The following is a 16,695-nucleotide window of genomic DNA, read 5'->3' as shown; positions in this document are numbered from 1 at the left end:
GGCTTTCGCTCACCGTTGCGAGGTGGCGTATATTACGCTTTCCTCTTTCAGAGTCAACCCGTTATTTCAGGATTTTTTCTCTTCAACCGACCGGGTTGTTTGTGAAGTGATTCACATCCGCCGTGTCGATGGAGGCGCATTATAGGGAGTTCTCCGCAGGCCGCAACCGCTAAATGACAGAAAAATGACTGACTGCTGCATTCCACAGCAAAACACCGCCTTATACCTTTTTACACACAGACTTATCCACAATGATACGAAAAAGTAAAAATGTGCGAGCGTTGCGCAAACGTTTTCGTTAAAATGCTCGCGCTTAACAAGGATGCCCCGTCAGGTGTGTTAGATGAGTTTTTCACAGGAAAATTCATCTAACGCTCTCTGTAATCGTGAAATCCAGGGGATTTACCATGCAACAACGTCGTCCAGTCCGCCGCGCTCTGCTCAGTGTTTCTGATAAAGCCGGTATCGTCGAATTCGCTCAGGCACTTTCCGCACGCGGTGTGGAGCTGCTTTCCACAGGTGGAACCGCTCGCCTGTTAGCAGATAAAGGTCTGCCGGTAACCGAAGTGTCCGATTACACCGGTTTCCCGGAAATGATGGATGGACGCGTCAAAACGCTGCACCCTAAAGTGCACGGCGGTATTCTTGGCCGTCGCGGTCAGGACGACGGTATTATGGAACAGCACGACATTGCGCCGATCGACATGGTTGTCGTTAACCTCTACCCGTTTGCCCAGACCGTTGCCCGCGAAGGATGCTCTCTGGAAGATGCTGTAGAGAACATTGATATCGGCGGCCCGACCATGGTGCGCTCTGCAGCCAAGAACCATAAAGATGTGGCCATCGTCGTAAAGAGCAGCGATTACGAAACCATTATAAATGAGATGGATGCCAACGAAGGGTCGCTGACCCTGGAAACGCGTTTCGATCTCGCCATCAAAGCCTTCGAACACACCGCGGCGTACGACAGCATGATCGCCAACTACTTCGGTAGCCTGGTACCGGCTTACCACGGTGAAAGCAAAGATCCTTCCGGCCGCTTCCCGCGCACCCTGAACCTGAACTTCATTAAGAAGCAGGATATGCGTTACGGCGAGAACAGCCACCAGCAGGCAGCCTTCTATATAGAAGAAGAGGTAAAAGAAGCCTCTGTTGCGACCGCCCAGCAGGTTCAGGGCAAAGCGCTCTCCTATAACAACATTGCCGACACCGACGCCGCGCTGGAATGCGTGAAAGAGTTCAGCGAGCCGGCCTGCGTTATCGTCAAGCACGCGAACCCATGCGGCGTAGCCGTGAGCACCTCTATTCTGGATGCCTACGATCGCGCCTACAAAACCGACCCGACCTCCGCGTTCGGCGGCATTATCGCCTTCAACCGCGAGCTGGATGCTGAAACGGCTCAGGCCATCATTTCCCGCCAGTTCGTCGAAGTGATCATCGCGCCATCCGCATCCGAAGAGGCGCTGAAAATCACCGCGGCGAAACAGAACGTACGCGTGCTGGTCTGCGGCCAGTGGGCAGAACGCGTGCCGGGCCTGGACTTCAAGCGCGTGAACGGCGGCCTGCTGGTTCAGGCTCGCGATCTGGGTATGGTGACAGAAGCCGACCTGCGCGTGGTGACCAAACGCCAGCCGAGCGAACAGGAACTGCGTGACGCGCTGTTCTGCTGGAAGGTTGCGAAGTTCGTCAAATCCAACGCCATCGTCTACGCGAAAGAGAACATGACTATCGGGATAGGTGCAGGCCAGATGAGCCGCGTCTACTCCGCGAAAATCGCGGGCATTAAAGCAGGCGATGAAGGTCTGGAAGTGAAAGGCTCCGCCATGGCTTCTGACGCCTTCTTCCCGTTCCGTGACGGTATCGACGCGGCAGCCGCTGTCGGCATCACCTGCGTGATCCAGCCTGGCGGTTCAATCCGCGATGACGAAGTGATTGCCGCCGCCGACGAACACGGCATTGCGATGATCTTCACCGACATGCGCCACTTCCGCCATTAATTCCCGGAGCTGAAAATGAAAGTATTAGTCATTGGTAACGGCGGGCGCGAGCACGCGCTGGCGTGGAAAGCGGCGCAGTCTCCGCTGGTGAAAACGGTCTTCGTGGCACCGGGCAACGCCGGTACCGCACTGGAACCCGCGCTGCAGAACGTGGCTATCGGCGTGACCGACATTCCGGCGCTGCTGAGCTTTGCCCAGAACGAGAAAATCGATCTAACGATTGTTGGCCCGGAAGCGCCGCTGGTGATTGGCGTCGTTGACGCGTTCCGCGCGGCGGGCCTGACAATCTTCGGGCCAACGGAAGGTGCCGCGCAGCTGGAAGGCTCCAAAGCCTTCACCAAAGATTTCCTCGCGCGTCATAACATCCCGACGGCGGAATATCAGAATTTCACCGAAGTGGAGCCTGCAATGGCCTACTTACGTGAGAGGGGCGCGCCGATTGTTATCAAGGCCGACGGTCTGGCCGCCGGTAAAGGCGTGATCGTCGCGATGACGCTCGAAGAAGCCGAAGCCGCGGTTCAGGACATGCTGGCAGGCAACGCCTTTGGCGATGCGGGCCACCGCATCGTGATTGAAGAGTTCCTCGACGGCGAAGAAGCGAGCTTTATCGTCATGGTCGACGGCGAGCACGTTCTGCCGATGGCCACCAGCCAGGACCACAAGCGCGTGGGCAATGGTGATACCGGCCCGAATACCGGCGGGATGGGCGCCTACTCCCCTGCTCCGGTCGTGACTGACGAAGTCCACCAGCGCACCATGGATCGCGTCATCTGGCCAACCGTGAAAGGGATGGCGGCGGAAGGGAACACCTACACCGGTTTCCTCTACGCGGGCCTGATGATCGACAAGCAGGGTAACCCTAAGGTTATCGAATTTAACTGCCGCTTTGGCGATCCGGAAACGCAGCCCATCATGCTGCGCATGAAATCCGATCTGGTGGATCTGTGTCTGGCAGCCTGCGAAGGCAAGCTCGACGAGAAAACGTCAGAGTGGGACGAGCGCGCGTCTCTGGGCGTGGTGATTGCTGCGGGTGGTTATCCGGGTAATTACAACACCGGGGATGAGATCCACGGCCTGCCGCTGGAAGAGATCGACGGTGCGAAGGTGTTTCATGCCGGTACGAAGCTGGCTGAAGACGATCGCGTCCTCACCAACGGTGGCCGCGTGCTGTGTGCAACCGCGCTGGGTCATACCGTGGCAGAAGCGCAGAAACGCGCCTATGCGCTGATGGCGGATATTCACTGGAACGGCAGCTTTAGCCGTCAGGATATCGGCTATCGCGCGATTGCGCGCGAGCAGGGGGAGTAATTTCCCCCTCACCCTAACCCTCTCCCACAGGGAGAGGGGATCGTTCGTAGGCCGGATAAGCGTTAGCGCCATCCGGCTTAATCCACAGAACTCAAAAACTCTTCTCTGTCGGCTGCCAGGTACAGAAGTCTTCGTTCGCCACCAGCAGCAGCTGAGAGCCTTCCGGCGCTTCAAGCCACGCCACACTCACTTCCATTGATGAATGACGCTGACGGCGTTGAATGTGTTCGGTTGCCCAGGATTCGAGCTCAGGCTTGACCGTCTGCCCTTCGCAGGTCGTCACCGTCCCATCGGCATGCCAGCGGCCCTGGCGCAGCACAACGCGTCCCAGACGAAGCGCATCGCTGGTCTGGCGGATTTGTTCGGCACGATAACGGTAGAGGGCGATTTGATCGCTGGAAAGCTGCTGTTTTTGACCGCTGACTTCACGCTGCATAAAGCTCAGCTCGCCATGGTCGTCAAAACGCACTTTCACGTGTTCGGGGGTCTTGCTGTAGACGTTCAGTTCAATCAGCGACAGGTCGTCTCCCTGCCAGCGATATTCCGCCGTCGACGTATTGCCGCTATGCCACGGGCTGAAGGCAGAGAGCAGATGCACTTCACCGCCGGAATCTTTACGCCAGATCCTGACCGCGCCCTGGTTGTCCGCGTAACCGCTGGCGGTAAACGGAGGGAGGGAGGAATCGTGGCTACAGGCTGACAGCAACAGCACGCCTGCCAGCGCGAGCGTTCCGCGCCAGAATGACAAAAGGGGCGTTGCCGCCCCTTCGTTAAAACTGTTCACTGCCACGCGTCTTACTTAACTGCGTCTTTCAGTGCTTTACCAGAAACAAATGCCGGCACGTTCGCTGCGGCAATTTTGATTTCTTTACCGGTCTGCGGGTTGCGGCCAGTACGCTCAGCGCGGTGGTTCACTTTGAAGGTACCGAAACCAACCAGTTGTACAGCATCGCCTTCTTTCAGAGACTCAGTAATAGCAGCCAGGGTAGATTCCAGAGCAGCTTTAGCCTGCACTTTAGACAGATCAGCCTTGTCCGCAATTACATCAATCAGTTGAGTCTTGTTCATAAGTTATCCTTTCAATGTGTTTATCGCTTGCTAAGCATCGAGTGCGACGAAAATGCCAAAAAAGCACTCTCCTGCATACACGCACCGATAGCCACTTTTTTTCGCCCCCCAAATGTAGACCAGACGGGGGGCAGAAGGGAAGAGTCGAGGAGCGACAAAACAGGCGTTAAATCACGTTTTGTTGTCTCATTGGTTAAAAATTATACCAATATTGCTCTCACCGGCCTCACGTAAGTCCGCGCGCAGCCCTTTTATCAGCTCGATATCGCGTTCTTCGCACTCTGCCAGCAGGCGGAAAATTTCCCACTGGATGTCCCATTCCTGTTCAACCGCCGGGTTGGCACGCAGCTCTTCGTCGGTCATTTCGCGACCTTCCTGGGTCATTTCGAGCATTGCAACGGTCGTAATGGACGCTTTACTGACTTCAATGGCGTGCTCCAGCGTTTCACCACTCAGGCGGGAGTGGATCAGCTCGCTTAACGCCACGCAGGCATCAATGGCCGGGTAGACGCCGTACAGGTCAAAATCATCCGCCACCGGAATCGCCTCTTCCAGCTTTTCGAGCTGAGAGTCGAAATTCACCTTCGCGTCTTTCACCGTCAGCGTTTCCCAGATCAGATCCAGAATGCGGCGGTAGATGTGGCCATCACCAAAGCTCGTCTGCTTGCAGAACGCGGCATAGTTGGGATACATGCGCTCGCACAGGCAAGCCATAAAGGTGACGTGCTGCCAGCTTTCCAGCTTTTCAAGGCGCAGGTGAATCGGGTTTTGTAGCATGATGATCTCTCGAATCGAAAATTAGGCGCAGTTTACCTGAATCATCGCTGAATTTCCTGCCAACGAACAAAAGCCGGACGCGAAGAGGCCACCGCGTCAGCCCAGCGCGTCGGCTCCGGCAAGCGGTAGCCCTTCATGCAGCGCTGTACCCACGCCAGAGCGCTGTCCATGCTCACCCGATGGCCGGTGGCGATGAACAGCGGATTACAGCGAGCCTTGCTGCGCCAGACCCACGCCAGCTGCTCGCCCTTATGGATGAGCGGCGCAAGCGCGCCCGGCTCGGCGGAGAGTGGCTCAAACGCGCCGCACAGGCGTTTCTTGGCAACGCCAATGGTCGGCACATCCACCAGCAGCCCAAAATGGCTGGCTACGCCTAAACGGCGCGGGTGTGAAATACCGTGTCCATCGACAAACAGCAGGTCAGGTTTTTGCGAGAGCTGCTCCCACGCGGCCAGCAGCGCGGGATATTCGCGAAAGGAGAGAAAGCCGGGAATATAGGGCATGGTGGTGGCAATACGCGCGACCTTGTACTCCACCAGCTCAAGCGAAGGGTATTTCAGTACCACCATCGCCGCTCGCGTCACGTCCCCCCCCTGCTCGAACCCGACGTCCGCTCCGCCAATGTACTGCGGAGGATCCTTATCCAGACGATCCTCGCGGATCACCGATGAGGCCAGTTCGATTTGCTGAGCGCGTAGCGACGCGAGATCCATAACGACTCCTTACTTGTGATACTGGGCAGAAAGCCGATGCACCGCCTCCACAAATACGCCTGCGTGCTCTGGCGGTACATCCTGATGAATGCCGTGGCCGAGGTTAAAGACGTGGCCTTCCCCCTGGCCGAAACCAGACAGTATAGTCGACACTTCTTCTTCAATGCGGGCTGGCGGCGCATAGAGCATGGACGGGTCCATATTGCCCTGCAGCGCCACTTTGTCGCCCACGCGACGGCGCGCATCGGCAATATCGGTGGTCCAGTCGAGGCCCAGCGCGTCGCAGCCGGTGGCCGCCATCGCTTCCAGCCACTGACCGCCACCTTTGGTGAACAGCGTCACCGGCACGCGGCGACCTTCGTTTTCCCGCAGCAGGCCGTCGACGATTTTGTGCATGTAATACAGGGAGAACTGCTGATAATCGCGCCCGGTCAGCACGCCGCCCCAGGTATCGAAAATCATCACCGACTGCGCACCGGCCTTAATCTGCGCGTTCAGATAGAGGGTGACGCTCTTCGCCAGCTTGTCGAGCAGCGCATGCAGGGCCAGCGGCTCGGCGTACATCATCTTTTTAATCAGGGTGAAGGCTTTGCTGCTGCCCCCTTCCACCATATAGGTCGCCAGCGTCCACGGGCTGCCGGAGAAGCCAATCAGCGGCACTTCACCTTTCAGCTCGCGGCGAATGGTGCGCACGGCGTTCATCACGTAGCCCAGCTCGCCTTCCGGATCGGGGATCGGCAGCTTGTCCACGTCGGCTTTGCTTTTGATCGGAGAGGTGAAACGCGGGCCTTCACCCGTTTCAAAGTACAGGCCAAGGCCCATGGCATCCGGAATGGTCAGAATATCCGAGAAGAGGATCGCCGCATCCAGCGGGAAGCGGCGCAGCGGCTGGAGCGTCACTTCACAGGCCAGCTCGGCGTTTTTGCACAGCGACATAAAATCGCCCGCCTGCGCGCGCGTGGCTTTGTATTCTGGCAGATAGCGTCCCGCCTGGCGCATCATCCACACCGGGGTGACATCAACGGGCTGGCGCAGCAGCGCACGCAGATAACGATCGTTCTTCAGTTCGGTCATTTTTGCAGTTCCTTAAGCGTCATGGCCTCAGTGTAACACTACTCATACTCGGCCCGACACATCGCCACGGTATCTTCTATCAGCCGACGCGCCACGGTGCCCGGCGGTGGTAACAGCGGCAAATCGTCATAGCGATACCAGTTCGCCTCCAGCAGCTCTTTCCGATCGATAACGATCTCGCCGCTATCGTATTCCGCCATAAACGCGGTCATCAGCGACATCGGGAACGGCCACGGCTGGGAGGTGACGTAGCGCAGGTTCTTCACCTTAATGCTGCTCTCTTCCATCACCTCGCGCGCCACCGCCTGCTCCAGCGTTTCGCCCACTTCGACGAACCCGGCCAGCACGGTGTGAATGCCGTTGCGATGACGAGTATGCTGCGCCAGCAGGATGGAATCCTCCCGACGGATAGCGACGATGATGCAGGGTGCAATCTGAGGATAGTAGCGTTCGCGGCAGTGGCTGCAGAGCATCGCCCACTCGGTTTTGCTCGGGTGCATGGTATGACCGCAGTAGCCGCAGTATTTATGCGAGCGGTAAAACTCCGCCAGCTGCACGCCGCGCCCTGCCAGCTGAAACAGACCGACATCCTGATCCAGCACCTGACGCACAGATCCCATATCCTGACGACGCGCTTGTTGGATCAACCACACCGGCTCGCCCTGCCACTCGCCGATCCACAGCGCGGTTTGCCCTACAAGATCGAACGTTTCCGCCGTGCCATGGGGGATTTCCCCGGCGGGCAGCCATAATTTTTGTTCGTGACTGACGATCCACCAACCCAGATCTGATTTTTCAATAATACGATCCATATCTATTGCACTACCTTCGCTTCACTGACATGTTGTTAGCATTGTGGTTACATTTTGGATAAGCAGATTCAATCCTAAACCTTGCGGAGTCGACCATGTTAAACCAGCTAGAAAGCCTGACTGAGCGCGTTAGAGGAAGTAACAAACTGGTGGATCGCTGGCTGCATGTGCGCAAGCATCTACTCGTGGCTTATTACAATCTGGTCGGTATTAAGCCTGGCAAAGAATCGTTTATGCGGCTGAATGAAAAAGCGCTGGATGATTTTTGTCAGAGCCTGGTCGACTACCTGTCCGACGGCCATTTCAATATTTATGAACGCATTATCCGCGAAATGGAAGGGACAACACCGTATTTAGCGGCCAGCAAACTCTATCCGCTGCTGGAAGCCAATACCCGGCAGATCATGGATTACTACGATTCCACGCTCGAGAACGCCATCGATCACGATAACTATCTTGAGTTTCAGCAGGCGCTGTCCGATCTCGGTGAAGCGCTGGAGGAGCGATTCACGCTGGAAGATAAGCTGATCGCCCTCGTGCTGGACAATGACGTGAATACCAACAATGAAGAGAACGTCGCGCGCCCTGCTTGAGTTCTTAATCGTTAACGAGTAATTTACAATCATTCGCCCCTCTCACGAGGGGGATTTTTCTTGTCGGAGTGCCCAGTGTGAAAGCACGGGCTGAGACCGTTAATTCGGGATCCGCGGAACCTGATCAGGCTAATACCTGCGAAGGGAACAAGAGTCACACTGCTGTTGTATCGCCTGAGGGCGATCCTCTCTTGCTTCATCCGTCGTCTGACAAGCCATGTCCTTCACTTTTGGAATGAGCTATGTCTACTGCAAAACTGACCCGCCGCGAACAGCGCGCACAGGCCCAACACTTTATCGACACCCTGGAAGGCACCGCTTTCCCGAACTCTAAACGTATCTACATTTCCGGCTCGCAGGCCGATATTCGCGTTCCGATGCGTGAGATCCAGCTCAGCCCGACGCTTATCGGCGGCAGCAAAGAGGATCCGCAGTTCGAAGACAACGAAGCCGTGCCGGTATACGACACCTCCGGCCCGTATGGCGATCCCGATGTGGCAATTAACGTCCAGCAGGGTCTGGCGAAGCTGCGCCAGCCGTGGATTGATGCGCGTGATGATAGCGAAGCGCTAAACGAGCAAAGCTCTGCTTACACCAAAGAGCGCCTGGCGGACGACGGTTTGGACGCGCTGCGCTTTACCGGCCTGCTGACGCCAAAACGCGCCAAAGCGGGCAAATGCGTGACCCAGCTGCACTACGCGCGCCAGGGCATCGTCACGCCGGAGATGGAGTTCATCGCCATCCGCGAAAACATGGGTCGCGAGCGCATCCGCAGCGAAATACTGCGCCACCAGCATCCGGGCGAAGGCTTTGGTGCTCGCCTGCCGGAGAACATCACGCCGGAATTTGTGCGTGACGAAGTGGCTGCCGGTCGCGCCATTATCCCCGCCAACATCAACCACCCGGAATCCGAGCCGATGATTATCGGCCGCAACTTCCTGGTGAAGGTCAACGCCAACATCGGCAACTCAGCGGTGACGTCATCCATCGAAGAAGAGGTGGAAAAGCTGGTCTGGTCGACGCGCTGGGGCGCGGACACGGTTATGGACCTTTCCACTGGCCGCTATATTCACGAAACCCGCGAGTGGATCCTGCGTAATAGCCCGGTACCGATTGGCACCGTCCCGATTTATCAGGCGCTGGAGAAAGTGAACGGCATTGCCGAAGACCTCACCTGGGAAGCCTTCCGCGACACGCTGCTGGAGCAGGCGGAACAGGGCGTGGACTACTTCACCATTCACGCGGGCGTGCTGCTGCGCTACGTGCCGATGACGGCGAAGCGCCTGACAGGCATCGTCTCCCGCGGCGGCTCCATTATGGCGAAGTGGTGCCTGTCCCATCATCAGGAAAACTTCCTCTACGAACACTTCCGCGAGATTTGCGAAATCTGCGCCGCGTATGATGTCTCTCTGTCTCTGGGCGACGGCCTGCGTCCGGGCTCCATCCGCGACGCCAACGACGAAGCGCAGTTTGCCGAACTGCACACGTTGGGCGAGCTGACTAAAATCGCCTGGGAGTATGACGTGCAGGTGATGATTGAAGGCCCGGGACACGTGCCGATGCAGATGATCCGCCGCAACATGACCGAAGAGCTGGAGCATTGCCATGAGGCCCCGTTCTATACCCTGGGACCGTTGACCACCGATATTGCGCCGGGCTATGACCACTTCACCTCAGGCATTGGCGCGGCGATGATCGGCTGGTTCGGCTGCGCCATGCTCTGCTACGTGACGCCGAAAGAGCACCTCGGCCTGCCAAACAAAGAGGACGTAAAGCAGGGGCTGATTACCTACAAAATTGCCGCCCACGCGGCGGATCTGGCGAAAGGCCACCCGGGTGCGCAAATCCGCGATAACGCCATGTCAAAGGCGCGTTTTGAATTCCGCTGGGAAGACCAGTTCAACCTGGCGCTGGATCCGTTCACCGCCCGCGCCTATCACGACGAAACCCTGCCGCAGGAATCGGGCAAAGTCGCACACTTCTGCTCCATGTGCGGGCCAAAATTCTGCTCGATGAAAATCAGCCAGGAGGTGCGCGACTACGCCGCCGCGCAAACCATTGAAGTGGGCATGGCGGACATGTCTGAAACCTTCCGCGCCAAAGGCGGCGAAATCTACCTCAAAAAAGAGGAGGCGTAATGTACCAGCCCGATTTTCCGCCCGTTCCCTTCCGCTTAGGGCTTTATCCGGTGGTGGACAGCGTGGCGTGGATAGAGCGACTGCTGGAGGCAGGCGTTCGCACCCTCCAGCTTCGCATCAAGGATAAACACGATGACGAGGTGGAAGCCGACGTAGTTGCCGCCATCGCGATTGGGCGTCGATATAACGCACGCCTGTTTATCAACGACTACTGGCGGCTGGCCGTTAAGCACCAGGCTTACGGCGTGCATCTGGGTCAGGAGGACCTGGAAACAACGGATCTGAGCACTATCCGTGAAGCCGGGCTGCGTCTTGGCGTGTCAACGCATGATGACATGGAGATCGACGTGGCGCTGGCGGCCCGTCCCTCTTACATCGCACTGGGTCACGTCTTCCCGACGCAAACCAAGCAGATGCCCTCCGCACCGCAGGGTCTGACGCAGCTGGCGAGTCACGTTAAACGCCTTGCCGATTACCCCACCGTCGCCATCGGCGGCATCAGCCTGGAACGCGCCCCGGCCGTGCTGGAGACGGGCGTTGGCAGCATCGCCGTCGTCAGCGCTATCACCCAGGCTGCAGACTGGCAGTCCGCCACCGAACAGCTGTTACAGCTGGCAGGAGCTGGCGATGAATGATCGCGACTTTATGCGCTACAGCCGTCAGATCCTGCTGGAGGATATCGCTATTGACGGGCAGCAAAAACTGCTCGCCAGCCGGGTGCTGATTGTCGGTCTGGGCGGACTAGGCGCGCCCGCCGCCCTTTATCTGGCGGGGGCGGGCGTCGGCACGCTGGTGCTTGCCGACGACGACGAGATACACCTCAGCAACCTGCAGCGACAAATCCTCTTTACCACCGAGGATATCAACCAGCCGAAAGCAAAAATCACCCGCCAGCGGCTGAACCAGCTTAACCCGGATATCGAGCTGATTGCCTTACAGGAGCGTCTTAGCGGTGAAAGCCTGCAGCGTGAAGTTGCCCTTGCCGACGTGGTGCTGGACTGCACGGACAATATGGCGACGCGTCAGGCGATTAACGCCGCCTGCGTGGCAAGTAATACGCCGCTTATCACCGCCAGCGCGGTCGGTTTCGGGGGACAGATGATGGTCCTGACGCCTCCGTGGGCGCAGGGCTGCTATCGCTGCCTGTGGCCGGACGATGCCGAGCCAGAGCGTAACTGCCGCACCGCAGGCATTCTCGGTCCAGTCGTTGGTGTGATGGGCACGCTGCAGGCACTGGAGGCCATCAAGCTGCTCAGCGGCATGGAGACGGAACGTAATACGCTGCGGCTGTTTGATGCGCGCTCAAGCGGCTGGCGTCACCTGGCCTTGCACCGCGCCAGCGGCTGCCCGGTATGCGGAGGCCGCGATGCGCATTCTGTTTAACGATGAGCCAATGAAGTGCGATGACGGACTTACCGTTGCCGTGCTGCTCGAAAGGCTACGCCAGCTCAAGCCGGGAACGGCGCTGGCGCTCAATCAACAGATCCTGCCGCGCGAGCAGTGGGAACATCAGCAGGTCAATGAAGGCGACCAGATCCTGCTGTTTCAGGTCATCGCAGGGGGCTGAAATGTTACGTATTGCCGATAAAGTTTTTGATTCGCATCTGTTTACAGGAACCGGAAAATTCGCCTCGCCGCAGCTGATGGTGGATGCCATCCGTGAAAGCGGCAGCCAACTGGTGACGCTGGCGATGAAGCGCGTGGACCTTCGCCAGCATAACGATGCCATTCTTGCGCCTTTACTGGAGGCAGGCGTTACGCTTTTACCGAATACCTCCGGCGCGAAAACGGCCGAGGAGGCGATTTTCGCCGCACAGCTGGCGCGTGAAGCGCTCGGCACCCGCTGGCTGAAGCTGGAAATTCATCCGGACGCCCGCTGGCTGCTGCCCGACCCGATTGAAACGCTGAAAGCGGCAGAAAAGCTGGTGCAGCAGGGATTTATCGTCCTGCCTTACTGCGGCGCCGATCCTGTCCTGTGCAAACGGCTGGAAGAGGTCGGCTGTGCCGCCGTCATGCCGCTGGGCGCTCCCATTGGTTCTAATCAGGGGCTGGAGACGCGCGCGATGCTGGAGATCATCATCGAACAGGCCACCGTGCCCGTGGTCGTGGATGCGGGCATTGGCGTACCAAGCCATGCCACGCAGGCGCTGGAGATGGGTGCCGACGCGGTGCTGGTGAACACGGCAATTGCGGTGGCTGACGATCCGGTCACGATGGCGCGCGCGTTTCGCCTGGCGGTGGAGTCAGGTTTGCTGGCACGGCAGTCTGGCCCCGGCTCCCGCAGTGTTCAGGCGCAGGCCACCAGCCCGCTGACCGGTTTCCTGGAGGCACTCTGATGACCACGTTTACCGATCGCTGGCGGCAGATCCACTGGGACGATATTGCCCTGCGCATCAACAGCAAAACGGCTGCGGATGTCGAGCGTGCGTTAAACGCGCGTCATCCGACCCGCGAAGACATGATGGCCCTGCTTTCACCGGCGGCCAGCGCCTACCTTGAGCCGATGGCGCAGCGCGCGCAGCGGCTCACCCGCCAGCGCTTTGGCAACACGGTGAGCTTCTACGTGCCGCTCTACCTCTCAAACCTGTGCGCCAACGACTGCACCTACTGCGGCTTCTCCATGAGCAACCGCATTAAGCGTAAAACGCTCGATGAAGGTGAGATTGCGCGCGAGTGTGCGGCCATTCGTGAAATGGGCTTCGAGCATCTTCTGCTGGTCACGGGCGAACATCAGGGGAAGGTGGGAATGGACTATTTCCGTCAGCATCTTCCGGCTATTCGCCGTGAGTTTGCATCGTTGCAGATGGAAGTACAGCCCCTTTCGCAGGACGAATACGCAGAACTGAAAACGCTTGGGCTGGACGGGGTCATGGTCTACCAGGAAACCTACCACGAGGCGACGTACGCCCGGCATCACCTGAAGGGGAAAAAGCAGGACTTTTTCTTCCGGCTGGAAACGCCGGACAGGCTGGGACGCGCCGGGATCGACAAAATCGGCCTCGGCGCACTGACGGGGCTTTCAGACAACTGGCGAGTGGATAACTATATGGTGGCGGAACATCTGCTGTGGCTCCAGCAGCATTACTGGCAGAGTCGCTACTCCATCTCTTTCCCCAGATTGCGTCCGTGTACTGGCGGCGTCGAACCGGCCTCGGTGATGGATGAGCGCCAGCTGGTACAAACTATTTGCGCGTTTCGCCTGCTCGCCCCGGACGTTGAATTATCGCTCTCAACGCGTGAGTCCCCGGCGTTTCGCGATCGCGTTATCCCGCTTGCGATTAACAACGTCAGCGCGTTTTCCAAAACGCAGCCGGGTGGTTACGCCGACGATCGTTCGGAGCTGGAGCAGTTTGCGCCACACGATGCTCGACGTCCGGAAGCCGTAGCTGAAGCGCTGATCGCCCAGGGGCTTCAGCCTGTCTGGAAAGACTGGGACAGCTGGCTGGGACGCGCCTCGCAATTACGTTGAAATGTGCTGCAACTACGTAAAAAAATGACGAGGCGTCTTCTGAGATAAACACCGGGCAGTTGTGAACAGGTGCCCGGTTTTTCTATTCTGCTTTCGTCAGCAACGGATGCTGTCCAGGGCGAAAAGCTTCTTCCTCGTTTCGCCCTGCCTCCGCCCAAACATAACAAAAGTTGAGAAAATAAAAATAATGAGTAATTTCTTAATGATTCTTAAGATAAATCATCTCGCCTGAAATCCTGTTCCGTATAATTCGCTACCAACCTCAGGACAGCGACTAAGCTGAGAGAATATCAGCAGGCGTAACGTATTCATCATCTGGATTAATCTACAGCTCATGGCACTTCACAGTAAAAAGCTCTCTTTCACCCGGCCGATTATGGTCAGCTTTGCGGGGATCCTCTGCAGCTTCGCGCTGATCGCCGTGTTGATTACGCTTTCTCAGAGAAAGGATTTTCTTGAGGATTATCATAAGATTAATGGTAATTTCACCCATAACCTGGCGGTGAACTATACCGAATCCATCCTGCGTGAAAACGACTATATTCTGGGGCGTGCAGCGATGTATTTTGCGCGCAATGACCGGCTGAATCAGACAATCAACGTCGATCCGACACAAGGGCTGCAGATGTTAATGCATTTGCAAAACCTGATGCCGACCGTGTCGTCCATCTCTTTGACAGATACACAGGGGCATTATCTGCGCGCGCCGGAAGTGCTTCCAACGGAAAAGAGCAAGACATTCGACGCGCGAACCCGCCCGTGGTTTATAGGCCAGGCAGAGGCCAGTATCTTTAGCCACTATACCAGCCCCTATATGGACTATTTCACCGACCACCCAACCGTCACCCTCTACAAACCGGTGATTTCACCCGAAGGCAGGCTGAAGGGAACGCTCGCTTTTCATCTCGATTTGACCTCTATGGGATACACCCTCCGTCAAATGGTGGCTCCCGTACAGGGTGAATTTTTCGTCGTCGAACGCGATGGTGCCGTGGTACTTCACCCGGACACGGGCGCGCTCTTTAAACCGTACGTCAGCGAAGCGCTGATGGACAAAATGACCAGCGGCGAAGGCCATTTATTCGATCCAAAAAGCAAATCCTGGTACTACTACTACTCCTTCACCAACCCGGACTGGTTTGTTATTTATCGGGTATCCGACGCCACGCTTACCGCCATTACCCGCCACGAAACCGTTGTTGTCAGTTGGGGATTTGCACTCGCAGCCATTATCATCATTCTGTTTGGTTTGTACCTGCGCCATGCTTCCCGTACTGTGCTGATGAATATTATCAACGCCATCAAAACCGGGGATGTCAGCCAGGCCCCGCGCCTTGAGGCGATGCTCAGCCATACCATTCAGTCAAACAAAGAGCGTGAACAGGCCTATGTGCGTCAGGCAACCCATGATGCATTAACGGGCTGTAAAAACCGCCGCGCCTTCGACAACGATGTGGATGAACTGCTGAACGCCCATCAACCTTTCGCGCTGGCCCTGATCGATATCGATAACTTCAAATCCATTAATGACACCTGGGGACACCTGAGCGGCGATATCGTTTTGCGTAACGTTGCCCGCGAGGGGATCCAGATCATGCAGCCCCATCACATCTCTGTTTACCGCTACGGCGGCGAAGAGTTCGCGGTGATCTTCCATACGGAGCCGATCGCTACCGCTCACGCGCTGCTGGAAGCGTGGCGCACCGCCGTGGAACGGCGCGTCTGGCGTGAAGAAAACCTGCACGTGACGTTCAGTGCGGGCCTGGGGGAATGGCACTTCGAGCCGCTGGAACACTTTGTAGGTAGCGTCGATGGCGCGCTTTACGCGGCAAAACAGCAGGGAAAAAATCGTATCGTTCGTACATCTGACAGCGAGTGACCACAAAATTGTAACCGGTTTCAGAAAAATGCCGATTTCTTTGTGATGCCTGACACACAATCACGGTAAAGCGGTTGTTGAAGCGGTCTGCACGGGATAATTATCAATAAACACATGTAGATCGAGGCTGATTATGAAGAACATCGTTTTATGCTGTGCAGCGGGAATGTCAACCAGCATGCTGGTTCAACGTATGAAAGATGCCGCGCAGAAAAAAGGGGTTGAAGTCACCATTAAAGCCGTTCCGGTCGCGGAGTTTAAAGACAATATCGCGACGGCCGACATCGTATTGCTGGGGCCACAGGTAAAATACGAGCAGGCGAAACTTCAGGCGCAGGCCGACCCGCTGGGCAAAAAAGTCGCGGTGATCGACATGATGGATTACGGCATGATGAAAGGTGATGCCGTACTGGAAAAAGCGCTCAAGCTGCTGGAGTCATAATGGAAGACTTAGAAACCACAATCATGGAACTGCTGGTGAACGCGGGCGCGGCGCGAAGTGCTGCTCTGACCGCACTGCAGATGGCACGTAAAGGCGACTTTAACGAAGCCGAGAAGGCGATGGAAGAGTCGCGCGAATATGTGAAGCATGCGCACACGATCCAGACGCAGCTTATCGGTCTTGACGAAGGGACCGGGAAGCTTCCGGTTAACCTGATCACCGTTCACTCCCAGGATCACCTGATGAACGCGATGGTCATTCAGGATCTGGCGGGCGATATGATTGAACTTTATCGACGGATCCCGTTGGTAAACTAATAACATACAGATGTAAAAAAACCCGCCGAGGCGGGTTTTTTATTGTCGGGTGGCGCTACGCTTACCCGACCTACGAGGCATATGCCCGGTAATGTTTGTTACCGGGCA

Annotated in this window: 18 protein-coding genes and 1 riboswitch; of the genes, 12 read left to right on the top strand and 6 right to left on the bottom strand. The window is 57.1% G+C overall.

Annotated elements, in window-relative coordinates; translation table 11 throughout:
- The first annotated feature begins 407 nt into the window (after positions 1-407).
- Both purH and purD read left to right on the top strand, forming a co-directional pair.
- Complete coding sequence (gene purH / locus KK102_RS21765; RefSeq protein WP_126546484.1) at positions 408-1,997, top strand: bifunctional phosphoribosylaminoimidazolecarboxamide formyltransferase/IMP cyclohydrolase; 1,590 nt, start codon at positions 408-410, stop codon at positions 1,995-1,997.
- 15 nt (positions 1,998-2,012) lie between these two features.
- Positions 2,013-3,305, top strand: coding sequence for a phosphoribosylamine--glycine ligase (gene purD, locus KK102_RS21760; protein WP_216358418.1), 1,293 nt, complete (start codon positions 2,013-2,015; stop codon positions 3,303-3,305).
- Between the two features lie 91 nt (positions 3,306-3,396).
- Here purD and KK102_RS21755 read toward each other — a convergent pair whose 3' ends face one another.
- The 6 genes from KK102_RS21755 to nudC form a co-directional block, all read right to left on the bottom strand.
- On the bottom strand, positions 3,397-4,089 hold the full coding sequence (locus KK102_RS21755) for a DUF1481 domain-containing protein (RefSeq protein WP_126546486.1): 693 nt from the start codon (positions 4,087-4,089) through the stop codon (positions 3,397-3,399).
- Between the two features lie 11 nt (positions 4,090-4,100).
- The gene (hupA, locus tag KK102_RS21750; protein ID WP_002445246.1) at positions 4,101-4,373 is read right to left on the bottom strand and encodes a nucleoid-associated protein HU-alpha; all 273 of its coding nucleotides are present in this window, start codon (positions 4,371-4,373) and stop codon (positions 4,101-4,103) included.
- A gap of 186 nt (positions 4,374-4,559) precedes the next feature.
- Positions 4,560-5,150 (bottom strand): YjaG family protein, encoded by a 591-nt coding sequence (locus tag KK102_RS21745; RefSeq protein WP_126546487.1) that lies wholly within the window; start codon positions 5,148-5,150, stop codon positions 4,560-4,562.
- A 41-nt stretch (positions 5,151-5,191) separates the two neighbouring features.
- Positions 5,192-5,863 (bottom strand): deoxyribonuclease V, encoded by a 672-nt coding sequence (gene nfi, locus KK102_RS21740; protein WP_021242964.1) that lies wholly within the window; start codon positions 5,861-5,863, stop codon positions 5,192-5,194.
- Between the two features lie 9 nt (positions 5,864-5,872).
- The gene (gene hemE / locus KK102_RS21735) at positions 5,873-6,937 is read right to left on the bottom strand and encodes a uroporphyrinogen decarboxylase (RefSeq protein WP_024908252.1); all 1,065 of its coding nucleotides are present in this window, start codon (positions 6,935-6,937) and stop codon (positions 5,873-5,875) included.
- A gap of 38 nt (positions 6,938-6,975) precedes the next feature.
- Positions 6,976-7,749 (bottom strand): NAD(+) diphosphatase, encoded by a 774-nt coding sequence (gene nudC, locus KK102_RS21730; protein ID WP_126546488.1) that lies wholly within the window; start codon positions 7,747-7,749, stop codon positions 6,976-6,978.
- Between the two features lie 95 nt (positions 7,750-7,844).
- On the opposite strand from nudC, the gene rsd reads away from it, so the two are divergent.
- From rsd to KK102_RS21680, 10 genes are all read left to right on the top strand, one after another.
- On the top strand, positions 7,845-8,342 hold the full coding sequence (rsd, locus tag KK102_RS21725) for a sigma D regulator (RefSeq protein ID WP_126546489.1): 498 nt from the start codon (positions 7,845-7,847) through the stop codon (positions 8,340-8,342).
- A 54-nt stretch (positions 8,343-8,396) separates the two neighbouring features.
- A riboswitch (TPP riboswitch) is annotated at positions 8,397-8,506 on the top strand.
- Positions 8,507-8,584: 78 nt separating this feature from the next.
- Positions 8,585-10,480 carry a phosphomethylpyrimidine synthase ThiC gene (gene thiC / locus KK102_RS21720; protein WP_216358417.1) on the top strand — a complete coding sequence of 632 codons (1,896 nt, stop codon included), beginning with the start codon at positions 8,585-8,587 and terminating at the stop codon, positions 10,478-10,480.
- Positions 10,480-11,115 (top strand): thiamine phosphate synthase, encoded by a 636-nt coding sequence (gene thiE / locus KK102_RS21715; RefSeq protein ID WP_216358416.1) that lies wholly within the window; start codon positions 10,480-10,482, stop codon positions 11,113-11,115. The genes thiC and thiE overlap by 1 nt, the downstream gene beginning before the upstream one ends.
- On the top strand, positions 11,108-11,863 hold the full coding sequence (thiF, locus tag KK102_RS21710) for a thiazole biosynthesis adenylyltransferase ThiF (RefSeq protein WP_216358415.1): 756 nt from the start codon (positions 11,108-11,110) through the stop codon (positions 11,861-11,863). Before thiE ends, thiF begins: the two co-directional genes overlap by 8 nt.
- Positions 11,847-12,047 (top strand): sulfur carrier protein ThiS, encoded by a 201-nt coding sequence (gene thiS, locus KK102_RS21705; protein WP_010425940.1) that lies wholly within the window; start codon positions 11,847-11,849, stop codon positions 12,045-12,047. The genes thiF and thiS overlap by 17 nt, the downstream gene beginning before the upstream one ends.
- A gap of 1 nt (position 12,048) precedes the next feature.
- Positions 12,049-12,816, top strand: coding sequence for a thiazole synthase (gene thiG, locus KK102_RS21700; RefSeq protein ID WP_126546493.1), 768 nt, complete (start codon positions 12,049-12,051; stop codon positions 12,814-12,816).
- Positions 12,816-13,949, top strand: coding sequence for a 2-iminoacetate synthase ThiH (gene thiH, locus KK102_RS21695; protein WP_126546494.1), 1,134 nt, complete (start codon positions 12,816-12,818; stop codon positions 13,947-13,949). The genes thiG and thiH overlap by 1 nt, the downstream gene beginning before the upstream one ends.
- 334 nt (positions 13,950-14,283) lie before the next feature.
- Positions 14,284-15,828 (top strand): sensor domain-containing diguanylate cyclase, encoded by a 1,545-nt coding sequence (locus tag KK102_RS21690; protein ID WP_216358414.1) that lies wholly within the window; start codon positions 14,284-14,286, stop codon positions 15,826-15,828.
- Between the two features lie 133 nt (positions 15,829-15,961).
- Positions 15,962-16,270 carry a PTS sugar transporter subunit IIB gene (locus tag KK102_RS21685; RefSeq protein WP_010425948.1) on the top strand — a complete coding sequence of 103 codons (309 nt, stop codon included), beginning with the start codon at positions 15,962-15,964 and terminating at the stop codon, positions 16,268-16,270.
- A complete protein-coding gene (locus KK102_RS21680; RefSeq protein ID WP_010425950.1) occupies positions 16,270-16,587 on the top strand; it encodes a PTS lactose/cellobiose transporter subunit IIA in 318 nt (105 codons plus the stop codon). The genes KK102_RS21685 and KK102_RS21680 overlap by 1 nt, the downstream gene beginning before the upstream one ends.
- Positions 16,588-16,695: the final 108 nt, after the last annotated feature.

It is taken from the genome of Enterobacter quasimori, from assembly GCF_018597345.1.
Classification (GTDB): domain Bacteria; phylum Pseudomonadota; class Gammaproteobacteria; order Enterobacterales; family Enterobacteriaceae; genus Enterobacter; species Enterobacter mori.
The sequence above is the reverse complement of the archived record's forward strand: the minus strand, read 5'-3'. Positions and strand labels throughout refer to the sequence as shown.